We start from the raw sequence: 16,180 nt of genomic DNA on the forward strand, positions 1-16,180 counted from the left end.
TAGTCAGCCATGTCAGGTAAGTAACGTGGGCGCGCACTTGCCTTCACAGTATTCAGGGGTCTTCAGGCATGTCAGCCGTGTCAGATGCGCTCGAGCGGTACTACTGGCCTGAGCGAGCGGTGGCCGCAGACGAGTCGGTGTCGTGGATGGTGGTCGATGAAGATCTCGGGCTGCATGCCGAGGCGTGCACGTATCTGGCGGGTGGGGCTGCGCCGTACCGCTCCTACCCGCTGGCCAGGTGGTCTGTGTGTCGGTCGGCGCGAGGCGGTTCTCGGTATGACGCGGAGAAGGAGGTGATGGCGAAGCCGCTCGGCCCGAAACCAACGTTTTCCGTGGTTTGTCGGGTATCCATCACGGGCCGTTTTTTGAGGATTGAGTCAGCTGTGGCCGGTGAGGAACATGATGGGCATGACCGATCAGTTGAACACAGCCAGATGGGCGGGGCTTGTCAGCCGTCCTGACTTCTCCGAGTACGCGGAGAAGTATCGCGACTTCTTCGTGATGCGCCGCCGCGACGGCATCCTTGAGCTCCGCATGCACACCGACGGCGACTCGTACGTCCAGACGTTTGCCGGTCACAACGCCTGGGGGCAGGCATGGCTGGAGGTCGGTAACGACCCGGAGAACGAGGTGCTCATCCTCACGGGTACCGGCGACCACTGGCTGGACGCGCGGCGCAGCGCCGACGGGCATTTCGATCGGACGGTTGACGACATTGCCAAGATGTACGAGGACGCGGCGAAGCTGTTGCAGAACTTCGTCTTCGGTATCGACGTCCCGACGATCGCAGCGGTCAACGGGCCCGGACCGCACACCGAGATCGCGCTCGCCTGTGACATCACGATCTGCACCGAGGACGCACGCTTCTTCGACCCGCATTTCCTGGTGTCGACCGCGCCCGGTGACGGGCAAAGCCTCACGTTCCAGGAACTGATGGGCACCAAGCGAGCCGCGTACCACATCTACACCGGCCAGGCGGTGGATGCGCGGCAGGCACTCGAGTACGGCATGGTGTCGGAGATCGTGCCGCGCGAGCACCTGGTGGACCGGGCGTGGGAGCTCGCTGACATGATCATGCGACGTCCGCGTGGCGCGCGCCGGATGACGCACGCCATCCTCAGCCGACCGTGGAAGCAGCGCGTCGTCAATGACTTCCCATTCCAGCTGCACAGCCAGGCTGCGGCACTGTTCCTCGACGGCCCGCGGGCGGGCCGCCCACCGGTCGGGGAGGAGCTTCGATGGTGAGCCCGCTGGTGGACGGGCATGGTGCGCACGGAACCGCGAGCTGGCGGCGTTCAGCGGCATCCTGTACGCCGCCGCAGGCGGGCATGGTGCCGAACGGCGAGCAGCTCATGACCGCAGAAGTACCCGAGTCACCCTGAGGCCGGCCTCAGCCCGTACAACACCGCTCGGGTCACCTCGTCGGCCACCTCGCCGGGTGAGGTGGCCGGCAACCCGTTCTCCCGCCACCAACAAACCGCGCCAACGATCGTCGAGCCGACGATGTGCGCCGTCACGGCCGACTCGTACGCGCACCGTTCGACGAGCAAGCGAGACACCTCGGTGCGCACCGCGCGCTGGATCAGCGGGCGCAGATCGTCGATGTTCCGCCGGCAGCCGTCCGCCCGGCTGGAATCCTCCCACAGCAGCACCGCCAGGGCGTGGACGAGGTCGGCGACCGGCGCAGCCGGGAGCCGGGTGGCGAACCCGTGCCGGATCTCATCGCGCACCATCGCCTCGGCGAACGCGTACTTGTCGGCATAGTGCGCGTAGAAGGTGGCTCGGTTGACGTCTGCGCGCTCGGTGATGTCGCGTACCCGGGCTGCGCGAAAGCCCTTCTCACGGATGACCTCGATGGCCGCCTGGCGCAGCAGCGATCGCGTCCGCCGGACCCGCCGGTCCATGGTCATGCGAGCGCCTCCGAGTCGCCAACCAGCGCGACAACGCGGTCGCGGATCGCCGCAACGTCCCCGATGAGGCAGCCGGCGGGGTGCACGCGAGTGATGCATAGCGTCGTCGCGCAGCGACTCGGCACCGGCCGCCCGCCGGGCCGGGCCGGCACCCGCGCGTCGGGCAAGGACGCGAACATGGCCAGATCAACGAGCGTGGAGCCGGCGTAGAGCAACCGCCGATGCTGCCGCGGATCCGGCGCGGCCCGTCGTCGCGGTATCCAGCCGGAGTACACAGCGCGTCGAGGAAACTCGCGCTCCCCGTACCAGCGCATCGCCCGCCAGGTCACACCGCCCCCATGATGACTCCGCATTCGACAAGTAGACCACGACGGCCCGGCTGGCACGCTGGCCATTTTCTGGCTCGCCACCAACGGCAGACTGGTGAGCTACGAACTGAGCGCCGGGCGAATCGCCATCGATCTGAAGAAGATCCCGATTGACCAGGCCGGGCACCGCGGCGAACACCGCCTCGGGCCCGGCCTGACTGGCTCGACGAGCTCAGCTGTTCGCGATAGCTTCCTGTGCTTCCGCTAGCCCCGTTTTCCGCACGTCGGGTGGTTCGAAGATCGCCGGGTTGCTGTGGTGATCGTCGTCGCGGTAGGACGTGGCGGGTGAGACAGCGTGCGCAGTGGGGCCGGGCCAGTGTCGAGAAGATGCTCGGAGCATTACCGGTGATCGCGGGGTTCTGCTCGCGGTTGCGGATTCGGGAGTTGGTGGATGCGGCCTGTCCGGTGCGGGATGTCGCGGAGTTGACCCATGGGCAGGTGATCGAGGTGCTGGTGGCCAACCGGCTGACCTCGCCCGCGCCGCTGGTGCATGTGCAGGATTGGGCCCGCGAGTGGGCGGTGGGTGAGGCGTTCGGGGTCGAGCCCGCCCTGCTCAACGATGACCGGATCGGCCGCGCGCTGGATGCGATCGCGCCGCATCTGGACCGCCTGGCCGGGTCGGTCGGGCAGGCCGTGTCGACCCGGTTCAACCTGTCAGAGGAGGAACAGGCCTTCTATCGCCGACACCTCACCTTTGACCGCACCTACACGCTGACGTACCAGGTGAACTGGCTGACCGGCGCCTTCCACCGCGCCGACTGCCGCGGCGTCGCGAGCTGGTGCGGGGATGGGCCGCGGGAGAGCGGCCGGCCGGCGTGTCTGGTGGGGTCGCGGCCCTGCTGTCGCGGCACAGCCCGCTGGCCACTGTGCTGAACGACTTTTACCACGATCTGCAGAGTGAGAGCAGGAAGACGCCGTACCCGCTGGAGGAGATCCGCCAGGTTGCCGGACGGCACGCCCTGCCGCTCGAGTAAAGGCCACCTACCGCTTGAGCGAGGCGTACGCCCGTCGGGAAGAAGCTCTGCTCTGGTGAGGCTCCCCCGGTCGACCCAACCCCAATGACTCCACGGCCCGCATGGCGGGCCGCCAGCCCCTTCAAGACCACCATCGACAGCAGAAAGACCACCTGGCCGCCATACGACCATGCCCTTGGTGCCTATCGCCGCGCCTTGCACCCTGGGCTCCAGGGGTGCAACAACACTGGTGCGGAACTCGCCCATCCCAACCGGGGTTCGGCTGCAGCAGTTACTGCGCCTCGACCCGTCTTTGGCGGCAGAGCTCAAGCGGGTGGTGGAGCCAGCCGATCAGGAGCGGTCGGTTCGTTGGTGATGAAGGCGACCGCGAGCGGGTACGGCCGGGTGTATCAGGCCGGTCGCGATCAGACCAGCCACGAGCGCTCCTCCGCGGCCGGATCATCAGCGGCGTGCAGGCCCCACGCCGCCGCTTTCCGCAACCGCGCGGGTACGTGCAGGAACGTCATCGAACTGTGGGTCCATAAGCCCGCAGTGCAATCAACGTGATGATCCTGCGGACCACGGGCATGATCGCGATGTACACCACGGCCGCCGCGGCGGCGCCGACCGCGGCCTGGGACAGCAGTCCGTGCGCCGGCACACCGAAGAAGGCGAAGCCGGCGATTCGGCCGACGACGAAGACGACGAAGAAGACTGGGAGGAGAACGACCGTAACCCCGAAGAAGACCCCGATCATCTGAAGCGTGGGCTTCACGCGGACGGAGACCCGCAACGAGTACAGGCATCCCACGCCCACGTAGATGGCAGTCCCGAGCCCTGAGGCGATGGCGCGCCAAGGCAGCTCGAGATCGATCGACGCGAACGTGGCGAAGAGCCCGAGCGCCGAGACGATCACATAGGGCCAGGGGAACATCTGGCGGACGACCTCCTCGCGGGACTTGTCCTGGGAGGCGCGGATCTGATTGAGCGAAGACTGGGCATCCTGCGGATTCATGAGCCACTCCCGTGGTCGAACATCACAACTCCTGGCTGTCGAAAGATCATGCTGACAACGATACACAATTCCAGAGCACGTGCTCTGTTATAGTGGTGGGCATGCCTCGTCGTCGGACGCATGATCTCGATCGGTTGCTGGATGTCGCCGAGCAGCTGGTGGCCGACGGTGGTCCGGAGCGGTTCACGGTGCGAGCGCTGGCGGCGGCCTCCGGGGTGTCGAACGGGGCGATCTACCACGCGTTCGGGTCGTTGCCGGTGCTGCTCGGGCGGTTGTGGCTGAGGGCGGCGGAAGATTTCCTGGATCTGCAGGTCGAGCTCGTCGACGCGGTGCGTGGGGGCGACCGCGAGGCGGCAGTCGAGGCAGTGGCGGCGGCGGCGAGCGCGCCCGCGGTGTTCGCCGACCGCCGGCCCGCGCGGCCCGGAGCCGATATCACAGTGATCGCCATGAGAAGATCAGCGGCCTTGATGGCGCTCGCGCTGACCGCGGCCTGGCCGCCGGTTTCCAGAACCTCCTGGAGCTGACCTCTGAGCTGGACCAGGCGCACGCCGAGCTCGCCGTCGGCAACCCGGGGCATGGCCGGTCGACCGGGTGGGAGCCCTCGCTTGCCGAGCTCCCCCGCCGCACCGCCTCGGTGGCCACCACCCTCGCCGGCACCGCCCGCAGCCACCAGATCGTCGCCGCCGACCACCACCGCGCCGCCCGCATCGCCGGCACCCCTCACCTGACCAGCGGCGCTCACCCGGCCGGCCCCGAGCGCGCCCACCCACGCGGGTAGGCGTGGCTACTCTCCGCCGTGTGTCAGCGGCTGCGTCAGGACGGCGACGGCCCCGTATCAGAGCGGACGGCGATGGTGGACCTCGAAAGAACACAGCACAAGGAGCCCATCATGCAGAAGTTCGACACCCCCGCCCCGATCTCCGCCGTCCTGGACATCCCCGCGGGACGCGTCCAGCTCATCGCCGCCGACCGGGCCGACACCGCGGTCGAGGTCCGGCCCACGAACGCCTCAAAGAGCCGCGACGTGACGGCGGCCGAGCAGACCACGGTCGAATACGCTGACGGCGTCCTGCGGATCGAGACTTCGGTGAAGAACCAGTACCTCGGCCCGTCCGGATCCATCGAGGTGACGGTCAAGCTGCCCGCCGGCTCCCGCATCGAGGCCAAAGCCGCCAGCGCCGAACTCCGGACCGTCGGCCGTCTCGGCGACGTCGCCTTCGAAGGCGCGTACCGCGAGATCAAGCTCGACGAGACCGCGAGCCTGCGCCTCACCGCGGTCGACGGCGACGTCGAGGTCGGCCGGCTGGGCGGCCCGGCGGAGATCAGCACCGCACGGGGCGACATCCGCATCGCCGAGGCCACGGGCGGCAAGGTCGTGCTCCGCACCCAGTCCGGTGACATCTCGATCGCCGCCGCCGGCGGAGTCTCGGCCGCCTTGGACGCCGGCACCAGCCACGGCCGCATCACCAACGCCCTCAAGAACGACGGCACCGCCGAACTCGACATCCACGCCACCACTTCCAACGGCGACATCACCGCCCGCAGCCTGTGACCTACAGCTTCCGAGGGAGAGGTAGACCAAGCCCGGCGACGACGAACGGCCCCGGTCCCTCCATATGGACCGGGGCCGTTCTGGGCCCTCCACTCGGCATAGGCGAGCGTCGTGGGCTATGAGGACAGGCGGCGCACCGCGTTGCTGCATCCCGACCACGATTGGTTCGCCACTGCGGGGCGATCACGAGCCACACCGCGAGCACTGGGCCGAGCACCGCCATCGCCACGTACAGGCTGAAGCGTTCCTCGTTGTCGTCGGAGATGGACTTCTCTCGGAACGACGCGTACGCCGTGAACGCGATCGACTCGCTGCTGATCAGGAGCGCCGCCGCCATGAACCACCCCCGACCCACAGGGATACCGGCGCGAGGTAGGCCAGCAGGACAGGGATGATGCCGCGCGCGCCGTCCTCAACTCGGGTGTCGGGTGGCGGGGAGGGGCGCGCTTCCTCTACCTGCGGATCGGGGCACGGATGGGACTCTGGGGCGTGGCGCTGACGAAGCGGGACGGTTTGAGGGGTTCGGCCCCGCCTGCCCGCGACAGATGGTCAGCGCTGATTCACCGCTGACCGGAGAAATGGAGTTTCGGGAACTTCGGGACCCGCATCAAGGCCCGCGAGGTGGCTGGCGCCATCGTTGATGTGACCTGCAGCCCCACAGGCTGGGCAGGTACTCGCTGCCGTGCCACCGGAACAGCGCGCCCCCGCCCGGCGCTGCCGACGCAGCCGCCGACCAGACCAGCCACCAGCGTCGATATCGGCCCCAACCGGAATCGCGAGCTCGGCCGAACACCCGGGCACGCCTTCGATGGAACATGCCTTCAAGGCCGGTCAACGTGCCTGAAAAGATCATCTCGCTCTGACCTGCGAGAAGAGGCCGAGAACCCAAGATAGCCATCGATGCGCGTCTCAGCGCCGCGTCCCGCACTGGTGGCCCCGGCCGCCCGCCCTGAGCCTTCAGCGCGCACCTTTTCACCACAGACGCGGGCGAGTACGCGGTGGCGGGTCGGCGGTCGGGTTCCTGTCAAGACGACCCGGACGACAGCAGGGGGATCTCCAAGGGAAACGAGACCGGGTCCCGGACAGGTGTACACAACGTGGCGGGGTTGCCGCCCGGCCTGGGCCTGCGAGGATGATCCCTTCGGCTGGGACGCCGCGCCGGGTGCGGCCCGCAGTCGGGTTTGGGCTTACTTGGATTCGACCCGTCCGAGCGGATTGGGGCCGGCCGTCAGCGCGTCACGCGCTGCCTGCCAGGCGGAATCTCCGGGGTAGAGCTCGGTGCGGAGGTAGGCCCAGGTGAGCCGGCCGACCGCGGCGACTCGCTCGGGGTTCTCGTCCGTGGTCTCGGCGACGTCATATCCAGAGACCCCGCCGAGCCCGTGCTCTGCGTCGAACAGGGTGAGCAGGGACTTGGGGCCCGGGGAGAGGAAGTACGGATCGGTGTGCCATTCCGCACCCCGAACCGTCAGGTGGGCAGAGGTGTCCTTGTCGCCGGCGACCACGAGCGCGGGCGTCGTCATCTCGGAGAAGTCCGTGGTCAAGAAGAACGAATAGTTCTCGGCCACGAACTCGGTTACGGCATCGCCGCCTCTGCCGGGCGCGGCAAGCAGCACACCCGCCTTGATCCGGGGCTCGGCCAGGTTCACTTCCGTTCCGTCGTGGGGATCGGTGAGCCGCGCGCCCAGCAGCAGGCTCGCGGTGTGCCCGCCCATCGAGTGCCCGGCCACGGCGACCTTGCTTCGGTCCAGGCGCCCGAGGAGTTGCGGGACGGCGGCCTCGAGCTCGTCGAGCTGGTCGAGGATGCGCTTCATGTCCTCGGCCCGTGATCGCCAGTACAGCGGCGCCTCAGGGTCGTCAGAATTCAGGTTCAGCGTCTTCGAGCTCAGATGGGTGGGTTGGACCACGACGAAGCCGTGCGCCGCCCAGAAATTGGCGAGTGGGGCGTAGCCGTTCAGCGAGGAGAGGTTGTTCGAGTAGCCCTGACCGTGCGAGAGAAGGATGATCGGCAGCTCGCTTCCGGTCATGGGCGCGGAGACTCGCACCTGCAGGTCCACGGCGCGGCCGGGAGCTGACAGCACTACCGGACTGACCGACAGGACAGGAGCACTGATGGCCTCGTCCGTAATCGCCATGGCTGATTCGCTCATAGGAAGATCTTCCTTGCTGTTTCGTGGGTGATGTAGCCGGATTGACGCGCCGCAGGCCCGGCGTCGAGCCTGCGTGGCGACAATGCGCGGTTTGGTTGACGGGCCCCTGCTCTGACATCATGAGCAAACGGAACCTTGTCCCGTTTGACGATATGGGACGTTGTCCCGTTTAGCAACCGGGTAGCGGAGGGAACGGCGCGATGAACGACAGCGACCGGGGTGCAGGGCATGCAGCCCGGCCCAAACGGGCGGACGCCCGGCGCAACAAGGAGACTCTGCTCGACGCGGCGGCCGCGATCTTCGTCACGTCAGGCGTGGAAGCGCCGATCCGTGACATCGCGGCCAAGGCCGGCGTCGGGACGGCCACGATCTACCGCCACTTTCCGACGCGAGCGGATCTCATCATCGCCGTCTACCGGCACCAGATCGAGACCTGCGCCGAGGCCGGCCCTGCCTTGCTGACCAACGCCGATTCTCCGTTCGCAGCACTCCGTCAGTGGGTCGACCTGTTCGTTGATTTCCTCGTCACGAAGCACGGGCTCGCCAACGCACTGCAATCGGACAGCAGCGGCTTCGACGCGCTTCACGCCTACTTCCTCGACCGCTTGGTGCCCGTCTGCGCGCAGTTGCTCGACGCCGCAGTCAACGCCGGCGAAATCAGGCCCGGTACGCACGCCTACGAACTGATGCGCGGCATCGGCAACCTCTGCATCGGACGTGACAGCGACCCGCGCTATGACCCTCGCCGATTGGTCGACCTGCTCCTCCAGGGACTACAGCGACCGCAGTCATCCTGATGTCGACGACACCCGATGCCCGCGAAGTTGCTCTGGGGCTGTGTGCCTGGATCTGCCTCAGATCGAGGCGACGCACGATCATGGTTGGTCTTCTCTGATCGGGTGGTTCCTTTGCTCGGGCATGCCTGACTGCCCAGCGCCGGGCAAGGGCAACGGTGCTACGGGCGCCGCCAGGTCCGCGTTGCGCCCGCTGGCCGCCGCATGGCGCGTGTGCCGAGGGCTGGGCTGACCGTGTCGCCGCCTGGCTTCTTCGCTCCTGGCTGCGTCGTGGTCATCGGCGAGCTCGGCGGATTGGTCGTTAGGCGGGTGTCACTCTGCTGGTAGAGATCGCTCAGCTGAGTGTGGCTACAGTCAGTAGTCGAACATTGCCGTGTGTAGTGAACTGCGAGAGGACCAGCATGTTCCACCCCCCCGCGGCGCAACCATCCGATCAGCACCACCGGCATCACGGCGCAACCCTCATGGCGAGCATGACTCTGATGGCCACCGCCCCCTGCCCGCCGCGGCGACGGCCGCGCACGCTGCCCAGCACGCGCCCCTGGCGGTGGCGCAGCGCGCGGAGGGGCCGCTGCTGGCCGACGCGGTCGTCGCCTTGGCGGTGGCCACCGAGCGGCGCGAGGGCTACCAGCGCACGTCATTCCGTCACTGGGTCGACGCCGACCGCGACGGCTATAACACCCGTGCTGAGGTCCTCATCGACGAAGCCCGTCACCCCGCCCCAGGTCGGGACCTGCTGTCGGCTGTCGGGCGGGGCCTGGGTGTCCTACTACGACGACCAGACCACCGGCGACGCCGCCCGCCTCGACGTGGACCACGTCCCGCTGGCCGAAGCGTGGGACTCCGGCGCATACGACTGGAGCGCCGTCCAGCGCGAAGCCTACGCCAACGACCTGGACGAGCCCTGGCACCTGGTCGCGGTCACCGCCCGCGCCAGCCGCCAGTAGGCCGACCAGGAGGTGGCCAGCTGGCAGCCGCCGTACGAGCAGCCCGCTGCCGGTACGCAGCCGAGTGGACCGCGATGAACCCGCCGCCATGCAAGAGCGCCGACCTCAATGGAACCGCGCTTACCGTAAGGGCTCAATGGAGGGACGTTTCCATGCGCAGGGCACTGCACACCGTCCTCGGATTGGCCGCCGCAGCCTGCGTCGGCCTGCTACAACCGTTCCCGGTCGCAGGCGAGGCCGACGCCACCCCCGTCACGGTGACCAACGGGGTACAGTTCACCGACTCCGCCGGCGACGTGCTGCACGGGCACGACGGCGGCATGATCAAGGTGGGCGGCTATTACTACTGGTTCGGCGAGAATCCCTACCCCAACAACCGCTTCCGGTATATCTCGGTGTACCGCTCGACCGACCTGCGCACCTGGGAGTTCCGCAACAACGTGCTGACCGAGGCTTCGGCCCCCGAGCTGCGGGTGGCCGCCGCCCTCTGGCAGCCCAAGGTCATCTACAACGACCGCATCAAGCAGTACGTGCTGTGGATGCGCAAGGAGAAGAAGGAGGGAGACTCCAGTGAGGGACGGGTCGCGGTCGCCGCGTCACTCACGGTGGACGGCGACTACAAGTACTGGGGCAGCTTCCGGCCCCTCGGGGTCAAATCCTTCGACGTGGCCGTATTCCGCGACGACGACGGCAGCGCGTACCTGACCTCGACGACCAATGAGCAGAAGGACCTCACCATCTTCCGCCTGACCCCCAACTACCTGCGGGTCGCCGCCAGGGTGGCCACCCTGCGCGGCGTCAGACGGCAGGCGCCGGCGATGTTCAAACGCAACGGCGTCTACTTCCTCGTGACCTCGGGCGTCACCGGCTGGCAACCCAACCAGGCCAAGTACGCTACCGCGACCAGCATCGCCGGCCCCTGGAGCGACCTGGCGAACGTCGGTGACAGCATCGCCTACGGCTCGCAGGTTTCGTCCGTCCTACCGGTGCAGGGCAGCGACACGACCTCCTACCTCTACATGGGCGACCGGCATGGAAACGCTTGGGGCGGCAAGGTCAAAGACTCCGAGTACGTCTGGCTGCCGCTCAGCTTCCCCTCCGATAGGTCGCTGTTGATGAGCTGGTACCCACGGGTCTCCATCGACACCGCGACCGGCGTGGTGGCCGGTGTCGGCTCCGGGTCCGCGTATGAGGAGTTGCGGGCCCAACACAGCGGCAAGTGTCTGACCGTGCCATCGTCGTCCACCGCCGACGGGGCAAGGGTGACACAGCAGAACTGCGGCACAGCCGCGGACCAGAACCAGCACTGGCAAGTGCTCGACCTGGGCACCGGCTACTACCGGCTCATCGCCCGGCACAGCCACAAGTGCCTCACCGTGCCATCCTCGTCCACCGCCGACGGCGTACCGGTGACACAGCAGAACTGCGGCACCGGCGCGAACCAGCAGTGGGACATCATCAACGTTCGTGGCGGCGGCCTGCTCACCGCCCGCCACAGCGGCAAGTGCCTGGACATCCGCTACGGCTCGACCCGGGCCGGAGCGCGGGCCATCCAGTACACCTGTCAAAAGGGCAGCGCCAGCCAGCAGTGGCAGCGGGCCGCCGCGCCCTATTGAGCCCGTCCCACTTCCTTGTTACCGTCCCGCTCTGGCGCCGCCACCCATCGACGAGAGCACGGACCCCACTGATCAGTAACGGTACAGTGCAGTGGCTTTCTGCTCGCTCTACCCGTCAAGACTTACACCCTCCCCCATCGTCGGGAGGCGGCGTACTGGTAGCGGGCGGCGGCCGGATCCCCTGCCCGCCGTGCCCATGGCTCATGGCACGGCAATGCCGCACGGGTGGGGGCCTGGCCTTGGCACGTGCTCCCGCTCGGACCCGGCCGTGCCGGCGAAGGAGGCGTACAACGCCGCCCCGTGCTCGGAGGGGGTATGTAGATGCCCGGCACGGGTCGGTGAGCAGTTCCAGCTCGATGTCGTGTTCTGAGAACACGAACGGTAGTCGTCGCTACGTAGAGCTACTTTGGGGCTGATCGCGCGAACCCGCACGGAGGGTCAAGACCCTTGTGCGCAGAGACACCGGGGTCGACGAATATCGGAACGAAAGTCCCGTTAAAGGAGGTCCCTGGCTGGCGAGCGTGCGTCTTCAATTACTGTTTGATTGCTGGACCTGTCACAGCCACGTGCAGGACGTTTCCGGAATGATCAGCTTGAGAGAGTGGCATCACTACTCCGTCAAAACCCGTGTGACCACCGTGGCGAGCGCCGTCATGGCGCTGGTCTGCGTCTCCGCCACACTGCTGCTGTTGATTGCCGCTCCCCAGCCTCCGCTCTACGGCAGCGCGGCCGTACTGACTGGACTCATCGGTGGTTCGCTCCTGCTGATCACGGCGACAGCGCTCGGGACGTACTGGATGATGAGCAAGATCCTGCAACCGGTGCGCGCCATCAGCGGGAAACTTGCCACGATCCGGCCCTCTAATCTGAGCGAGCGGGTTCCGCTGCCGAGCCATGATGACGAGTTCAAGGATCTCGCGCAGACCACCAACCAGACGTTGGAGCGGGCCCAGGCGGCGATCCAGGACCAGTTGAGGTTCGCCTCGGACGCTTCCCATGACCTGCGCAACCCGCTCACGGCGATGCATACCGAGATCGAGGAGGCGCTCACACGGCGGGAGGAGACCGACTGGGTGGAAACCGCGGGCAGGCTGCTGGAGTCTGTTGAGCGACTGCAGGACTTGGTGACCAACCTGCTGGAGATCTCCCGGCTTGAGGCCGGTGGCACCGGCCAATACGACCTCCTCAACCTTGCCGTCCTGGTGGACGGCGAGCTCGACCATCGGCAGAGCAAGGTCAGGGTGGTCAGGAGGTTCAGCAGCGGCGTGATGGTCTACGGAGAGCGGATCGGTCTCACCCGACTGATGAACAACCTCATGGACAATGCCGAACGCCACGCCAGCTCAACGGTCATGGTCACCGTCGAGCACCGAGGCGACACAGCGGTGCTGGAAGTCTACGACGACGGGAGCGGGGTGCCGCACGAGCAGCGGGAGGTCATCTTCGAGCGCTTCGCCCGCCTGCAGGACGCCCGTGCCAAGGACAGTGGCGGCAGCGGCCTGGGCCTGCCAATCGCCCGGCAGATCGCCGAAGACCATGGCGGCACCCTGACCATCGAAGACAGCGCATCCGGCGCCCGGTTCGTCGCACGCTTCCCCCGGCCGGCCCGTTAGCGCTTGGGGTGGGACGTCAAGGGATCGACGGACACCGGAGACTTGAGAACGGAGATCCAGCAGAACGGGTGATCTTCCACAACCATCCGTCAACAGAATGGATCTCCGTTGAGCCGGCAGTCTGCCAGGTCCGCCCTGGCCTGTGCCATCAGCACAGTCACATCGACACACCCGGCCAGCGGCGGTAACGCGGCGTGGGGCAGCACGGGGTGGCGGTGATGCCGGGCGCCACAGACACGACACGCACGCCCTTGGGCGCGAGCTCCACCGCCCAGGTGGCCGTCAGGAAGTCGAGAGCGACCTTGTACAAGCACTAAACGTGCAGAGCGATCTGCTTGCCAGTCTGTTCAGAGGGTGACCTGCACCGGCGACGCGTCCGGGAACGGGTTCGCCTGCCGGGCCAGCCGAACGCCTGCCGCTGCGCGCGGGGTTTCGATGGGGATCCGGTCGATCGCTTTGCGGTTGGCGGTGGTGGTCAGCCACGCGCCCGGGTTGGGGGCAGGCCGTCGGCCCGCCACCGCTCGACGGCGGTCGTGAACGCCTCGGCCGCTGCCTCCTCGGCCATGCCGAGGTCACCGAAGCGCCTGGTCAGGGCGGCCACCACCCGCGCCCACTCGTCGTGGTGGGCCTGGGTGATCGCCTCCTCGACGTCGCTCACTGGAACGGCCGCACCTCGATCTTCCGATCGCAGACCTTCGACGCCTCGGCGGCGAGCTTGAGCGCCACATCCAGATCGGGGGCCTCCCACACCCAGACGCCGGCGAGGTACTCCTTCGACTCCACGAAAGGCCCGTCGCTGAACACCGCCTGCTCGCCCCGGTTGTCGATGACCGTGGCCGCGTCGGTGTCCGCGAGTCCGCCCGCGAAAACCCAGTAGCCCTCGGCGATCAGTCGTTCGTTGAACGCGCTGATGGCAGGCAGCCTGTCCGTGCTGCCGGGATTGCTCTTGTCATCGATCACGGAAACCAGGTACCGCATCTGAAGATCATCTCCTGTGGTGTCAAGACAGCGTGGTTCGGCGGTAGGGACCTCAGGCCGTTGCATACCGGGGGCGCCCGGCCGGCCGGTAGACCTGGATCGTCACGCCCTTCGAGTCGACCCGCGACTCGACCAGGTCGAGCGCAAGGTCCGGACCGGTCTCCGGGAACAATCGCGCGCCCTGGCCGAGGATCACCGGGATCACGATCAGAATCATCTCGTCGACCAGGTCGTTCTCCAGCAGCCACTGGGTCAGGATGCCACTGCCGTGCACCTGCAGCTCATCCCCGGGCTTGGCCTTCAGCTCACTGATGGCCGCCGCGAGGTCACCGCGGAGAACAGTCGTGTTCTCCCAACGCGGCGCGGTGAGCGTGGTCGAAGCAACGTACTTGGGGGCCTCGTTCAGGGCCACGCCGATGGGATGTGCGCCCATCTGGTCGATTGATCCCCAGGAGCCGGCGAACAACTCGTAGGTGCGCCGGCCGAACAGGAACGCCTCGGCGCGTTGGTAGGTCTGCGTGATGAACGTCCTGGTCTCGTCGTCACCCGCCCCCGGGGCCCATCCGCCGCGCTCGAATCCGTTCCTGCGGTCCTCATCCGACGCACCGCCGTTTCCCTGCATCACTCCATCGATGGTGACCTGAGTCACGGTCGTCAGCTTCATGATCGCGGTTCCTTTACCTCGGCGCCGTCCCCCTTGCGGGCGGCCTCACCCCTGCTACGAACACCACCGCCCCGATCCGACACCGCCTCCCGGATTTCTTTGAAGAATTTTCCGGGGGCGCCGATCGTCAGCGATCCGACAGCACGACAGTTTCGCGGCGACTGCCCTCCACCTCCTCAAGCGCGCCCAGCGCGGACAAGCTCACCCTGGCGATCGGCAACGTGCCCGAAGCCGAGGAGCCGGGCGAACCTGCCGAGGGCCACACGGTCACATATGGTTGAGCTCGGAGATCCGCGCGATGGCGGCGCGGCCGGCTCACCGCCGCCCAGGCCGCGGCACAGACCGCCCAGCAGCAGGAGACCGCCGAGACGGCCCGGAACTCCTATGGCTCCGGCCAGCCGCCACTCGGTCGATCAGTGGGTATGGTGACGGGGGTGCCAGGACCTCGGGAACCTTTGGCGATCGGCACCCGGTCCGTACAGCGGACACCGAAGTCTGCCGGTCGTCCGACCTCAGCCGGGATGTGTCGGCAACTCGGCAGTCCCGCCGATGCTCTCAGTCGTCGTAGTCCTGGTCCTCGTCGTGGTAGGGACCCGCGCACTGCCGTACCTGTCACGTTTCCAGAACCCTGTCGACCTGACAGATCATCGCGAATCGGGTGTAAAGCGGCTTTGGCGAAGCCCTGGCTGCCCGCCCAGCGACGAACCCCCGCCCTTCCGCGCTGGAAGGACGGGGATTTCGGTGGGGGGTCACGTCCGCAGGTCGCGGTCGTCGACCAAGACGGTGCGGTGCAAGTCAACCGGCCCGCCCGCGGCGTCCTCGGCCTCCCAGCGCAGCAGGTCGCCCGGCTGGCACTCGAGTACCTCACAGAGCGCGGCCAGCGTCGCGAAGCGCACCGCCTTGGCGCGGCCATTCTTGAGTACCGCCAGGTTGGCGGGCGTGATTCCTACGCGGTCCGCGAGGTCGCCGACGGACATCTTGCGCCTGGCCAGCATCACGTCGATGTCGACGACGATCGGCATCAGATCACCTCGTCCAACTCGGCCTGCATCTGCGCCGCTTCGACGTCGCGCGCGACGGCCTGGGCGAGCAGCATCCGCAGCACGTACACGATGAGCGCGACCCCCAGGATGGCCAGGCCAATTCCGCCCATGATGACGGTGACGCCCGGGTCGTCCCGCTGGCCCGGCGCATTGATAGCCGTGACCGCGAACCACACGAGGGCGGCCGCCACGATCGCGCCGATCACGCCGTCCACGTACCGGAAGGCGGCGTGGGAGAACACGGTTCCGCGTCGCACCATCGTCACCAGCCGCCATACGCAGACCAGGGCGACCTGGACCGACACCATGCCCAGGATCGTGATCACGCGCAGCGGGGTCAGCGGGAGCGCCCCGTCCTCCGGGTCGCTCCCGCTGACCAACACCCACACCATCGATGCCTGTACGAGCACGGTGCCGGCGAGCACCACCACGAGCACGGCGCGAAGCGCACGCACTGCCAGCGTTCCCATGACCCATCCTTCCATCGAGTTACGATGAAAATCTATCGAATCTCGATAGGTTCAGCAAGGGCTGTCACGGATGCGCGGAAAGCGTTGCTCGGTGTTGGCTACGAGGTGCC

The 16,180-nt window shown here is 67.4% G+C and carries 19 protein-coding genes; 10 read left to right on the forward strand and 9 right to left on the reverse strand.

Annotated features, from left to right (window positions below; all coding sequences use genetic code 11):
* Positions 1-399 precede the first annotated feature (399 nt).
* On the forward strand, positions 400-1,245 hold the full coding sequence (locus ACQPWU_RS28550) for an enoyl-CoA hydratase/isomerase family protein (RefSeq protein WP_433444803.1): 846 nt from the start codon (positions 400-402) through the stop codon (positions 1,243-1,245).
* Between the two features lie 128 nt (positions 1,246-1,373).
* On the opposite strand, the gene ACQPWU_RS28555 is transcribed toward ACQPWU_RS28550, so the two are convergent.
* Positions 1,374-1,910: a TetR/AcrR family transcriptional regulator gene (locus ACQPWU_RS28555; RefSeq protein ID WP_433444804.1), complete on the reverse strand. Its 537-nt coding sequence runs from the start codon at positions 1,908-1,910 to the stop codon at positions 1,374-1,376.
* Positions 1,911-2,333: 423 nt separating this feature from the next.
* Here ACQPWU_RS28555 and ACQPWU_RS28560 point away from each other — a divergent pair, with 423 nt between their 5' ends.
* Together ACQPWU_RS28560 and ACQPWU_RS28565 are read left to right on the forward strand one after the other, a co-directional pair.
* Positions 2,334-2,486: a hypothetical protein gene (locus ACQPWU_RS28560; RefSeq protein ID WP_433444805.1), complete on the forward strand. Its 153-nt coding sequence runs from the start codon at positions 2,334-2,336 to the stop codon at positions 2,484-2,486.
* A gap of 77 nt (positions 2,487-2,563) precedes the next feature.
* Positions 2,564-3,151, forward strand: a complete 588-nt coding sequence (locus tag ACQPWU_RS28565; protein WP_433444806.1) for a DUF4277 domain-containing protein — start codon at positions 2,564-2,566, stop codon at positions 3,149-3,151.
* A gap of 603 nt (positions 3,152-3,754) precedes the next feature.
* On the opposite strand, the gene ACQPWU_RS28570 is transcribed toward ACQPWU_RS28565, so the two are convergent.
* Complete coding sequence (locus ACQPWU_RS28570) at positions 3,755-4,246, reverse strand: hypothetical protein (protein ID WP_433444808.1); 492 nt, start codon at positions 4,244-4,246, stop codon at positions 3,755-3,757.
* A 101-nt stretch (positions 4,247-4,347) separates the two neighbouring features.
* Here ACQPWU_RS28570 and ACQPWU_RS28575 point away from each other — a divergent pair, with 101 nt between their 5' ends.
* From ACQPWU_RS28575 to ACQPWU_RS28585, 3 genes are all read left to right on the forward strand, one after another.
* The gene (locus tag ACQPWU_RS28575) at positions 4,348-4,770 is read left to right on the forward strand and encodes a TetR/AcrR family transcriptional regulator (RefSeq protein WP_433444809.1); all 423 of its coding nucleotides are present in this window, start codon (positions 4,348-4,350) and stop codon (positions 4,768-4,770) included.
* Between the two features lie 110 nt (positions 4,771-4,880).
* A complete protein-coding gene (locus ACQPWU_RS28580; protein WP_433444810.1) occupies positions 4,881-5,024 on the forward strand; it encodes a hypothetical protein in 144 nt (47 codons plus the stop codon).
* Positions 5,025-5,135: 111 nt separating this feature from the next.
* Positions 5,136-5,798, forward strand: coding sequence for a DUF4097 family beta strand repeat-containing protein (locus tag ACQPWU_RS28585; protein ID WP_433444811.1), 663 nt, complete (start codon positions 5,136-5,138; stop codon positions 5,796-5,798).
* Positions 5,799-6,985: 1,187 nt separating this feature from the next.
* Here the strand turns inward: ACQPWU_RS28585 and ACQPWU_RS28590 are convergent.
* On the reverse strand, positions 6,986-7,945 hold the full coding sequence (locus ACQPWU_RS28590; RefSeq protein WP_433444812.1) for an alpha/beta hydrolase family protein: 960 nt from the start codon (positions 7,943-7,945) through the stop codon (positions 6,986-6,988).
* A gap of 200 nt (positions 7,946-8,145) precedes the next feature.
* Between ACQPWU_RS28590 and ACQPWU_RS28595 the strand changes: the two genes are divergently transcribed.
* The 4 genes from ACQPWU_RS28595 to ACQPWU_RS28610 all read left to right on the forward strand — a co-directional run bounded on the left by ACQPWU_RS28595 (position 8,146) and on the right by ACQPWU_RS28610 (position 12,915).
* Complete coding sequence (locus tag ACQPWU_RS28595; RefSeq protein ID WP_433444813.1) at positions 8,146-8,742, forward strand: TetR/AcrR family transcriptional regulator; 597 nt, start codon at positions 8,146-8,148, stop codon at positions 8,740-8,742.
* A 680-nt stretch (positions 8,743-9,422) separates the two neighbouring features.
* The gene (locus ACQPWU_RS28600) at positions 9,423-9,686 is read left to right on the forward strand and encodes a hypothetical protein (RefSeq protein WP_433444814.1); all 264 of its coding nucleotides are present in this window, start codon (positions 9,423-9,425) and stop codon (positions 9,684-9,686) included.
* Positions 9,687-9,838: 152 nt separating this feature from the next.
* Complete coding sequence (locus ACQPWU_RS28605) at positions 9,839-11,302, forward strand: RICIN domain-containing protein (RefSeq protein WP_433444815.1); 1,464 nt, start codon at positions 9,839-9,841, stop codon at positions 11,300-11,302.
* Positions 11,303-11,868: 566 nt separating this feature from the next.
* The gene (locus tag ACQPWU_RS28610) at positions 11,869-12,915 is read left to right on the forward strand and encodes a HAMP domain-containing sensor histidine kinase (protein WP_433444816.1); all 1,047 of its coding nucleotides are present in this window, start codon (positions 11,869-11,871) and stop codon (positions 12,913-12,915) included.
* A 157-nt stretch (positions 12,916-13,072) separates the two neighbouring features.
* On the opposite strand, the gene ACQPWU_RS28615 is transcribed toward ACQPWU_RS28610, so the two are convergent.
* From ACQPWU_RS28615 to ACQPWU_RS28640, 6 genes are all read right to left on the reverse strand, one after another.
* Positions 13,073-13,225, reverse strand: a complete 153-nt coding sequence (locus ACQPWU_RS28615; RefSeq protein ID WP_433444817.1) for an SDR family NAD(P)-dependent oxidoreductase — start codon at positions 13,223-13,225, stop codon at positions 13,073-13,075.
* 165 nt (positions 13,226-13,390) lie between these two features.
* The gene (locus ACQPWU_RS28620; protein ID WP_433444818.1) at positions 13,391-13,573 is read right to left on the reverse strand and encodes a hypothetical protein; all 183 of its coding nucleotides are present in this window, start codon (positions 13,571-13,573) and stop codon (positions 13,391-13,393) included.
* Positions 13,570-13,893, reverse strand: coding sequence for a YciI family protein (locus tag ACQPWU_RS28625; RefSeq protein WP_350730763.1), 324 nt, complete (start codon positions 13,891-13,893; stop codon positions 13,570-13,572). The genes ACQPWU_RS28620 and ACQPWU_RS28625 overlap by 4 nt, the downstream gene beginning before the upstream one ends.
* A 52-nt stretch (positions 13,894-13,945) precedes the next feature.
* The gene (locus ACQPWU_RS28630) at positions 13,946-14,557 is read right to left on the reverse strand and encodes a dihydrofolate reductase family protein (RefSeq protein WP_433444819.1); all 612 of its coding nucleotides are present in this window, start codon (positions 14,555-14,557) and stop codon (positions 13,946-13,948) included.
* A gap of 749 nt (positions 14,558-15,306) precedes the next feature.
* The gene (locus tag ACQPWU_RS28635; RefSeq protein WP_433444820.1) at positions 15,307-15,579 is read right to left on the reverse strand and encodes a helix-turn-helix domain-containing protein; all 273 of its coding nucleotides are present in this window, start codon (positions 15,577-15,579) and stop codon (positions 15,307-15,309) included.
* On the reverse strand, positions 15,579-16,070 hold the full coding sequence (locus ACQPWU_RS28640) for a DUF2975 domain-containing protein (RefSeq protein ID WP_433444821.1): 492 nt from the start codon (positions 16,068-16,070) through the stop codon (positions 15,579-15,581). Before ACQPWU_RS28640 ends, ACQPWU_RS28635 begins: the two co-directional genes overlap by 1 nt.
* Between the last annotated feature and the right edge of the window lie 110 nt (positions 16,071-16,180).

Origin of the sequence: Nonomuraea sp. CA-141351 (assembly GCF_050944675.1) — a bacterium.
Taxonomy (GTDB): Bacteria; Actinomycetota; Actinomycetes; order Streptosporangiales; family Streptosporangiaceae; genus Nonomuraea.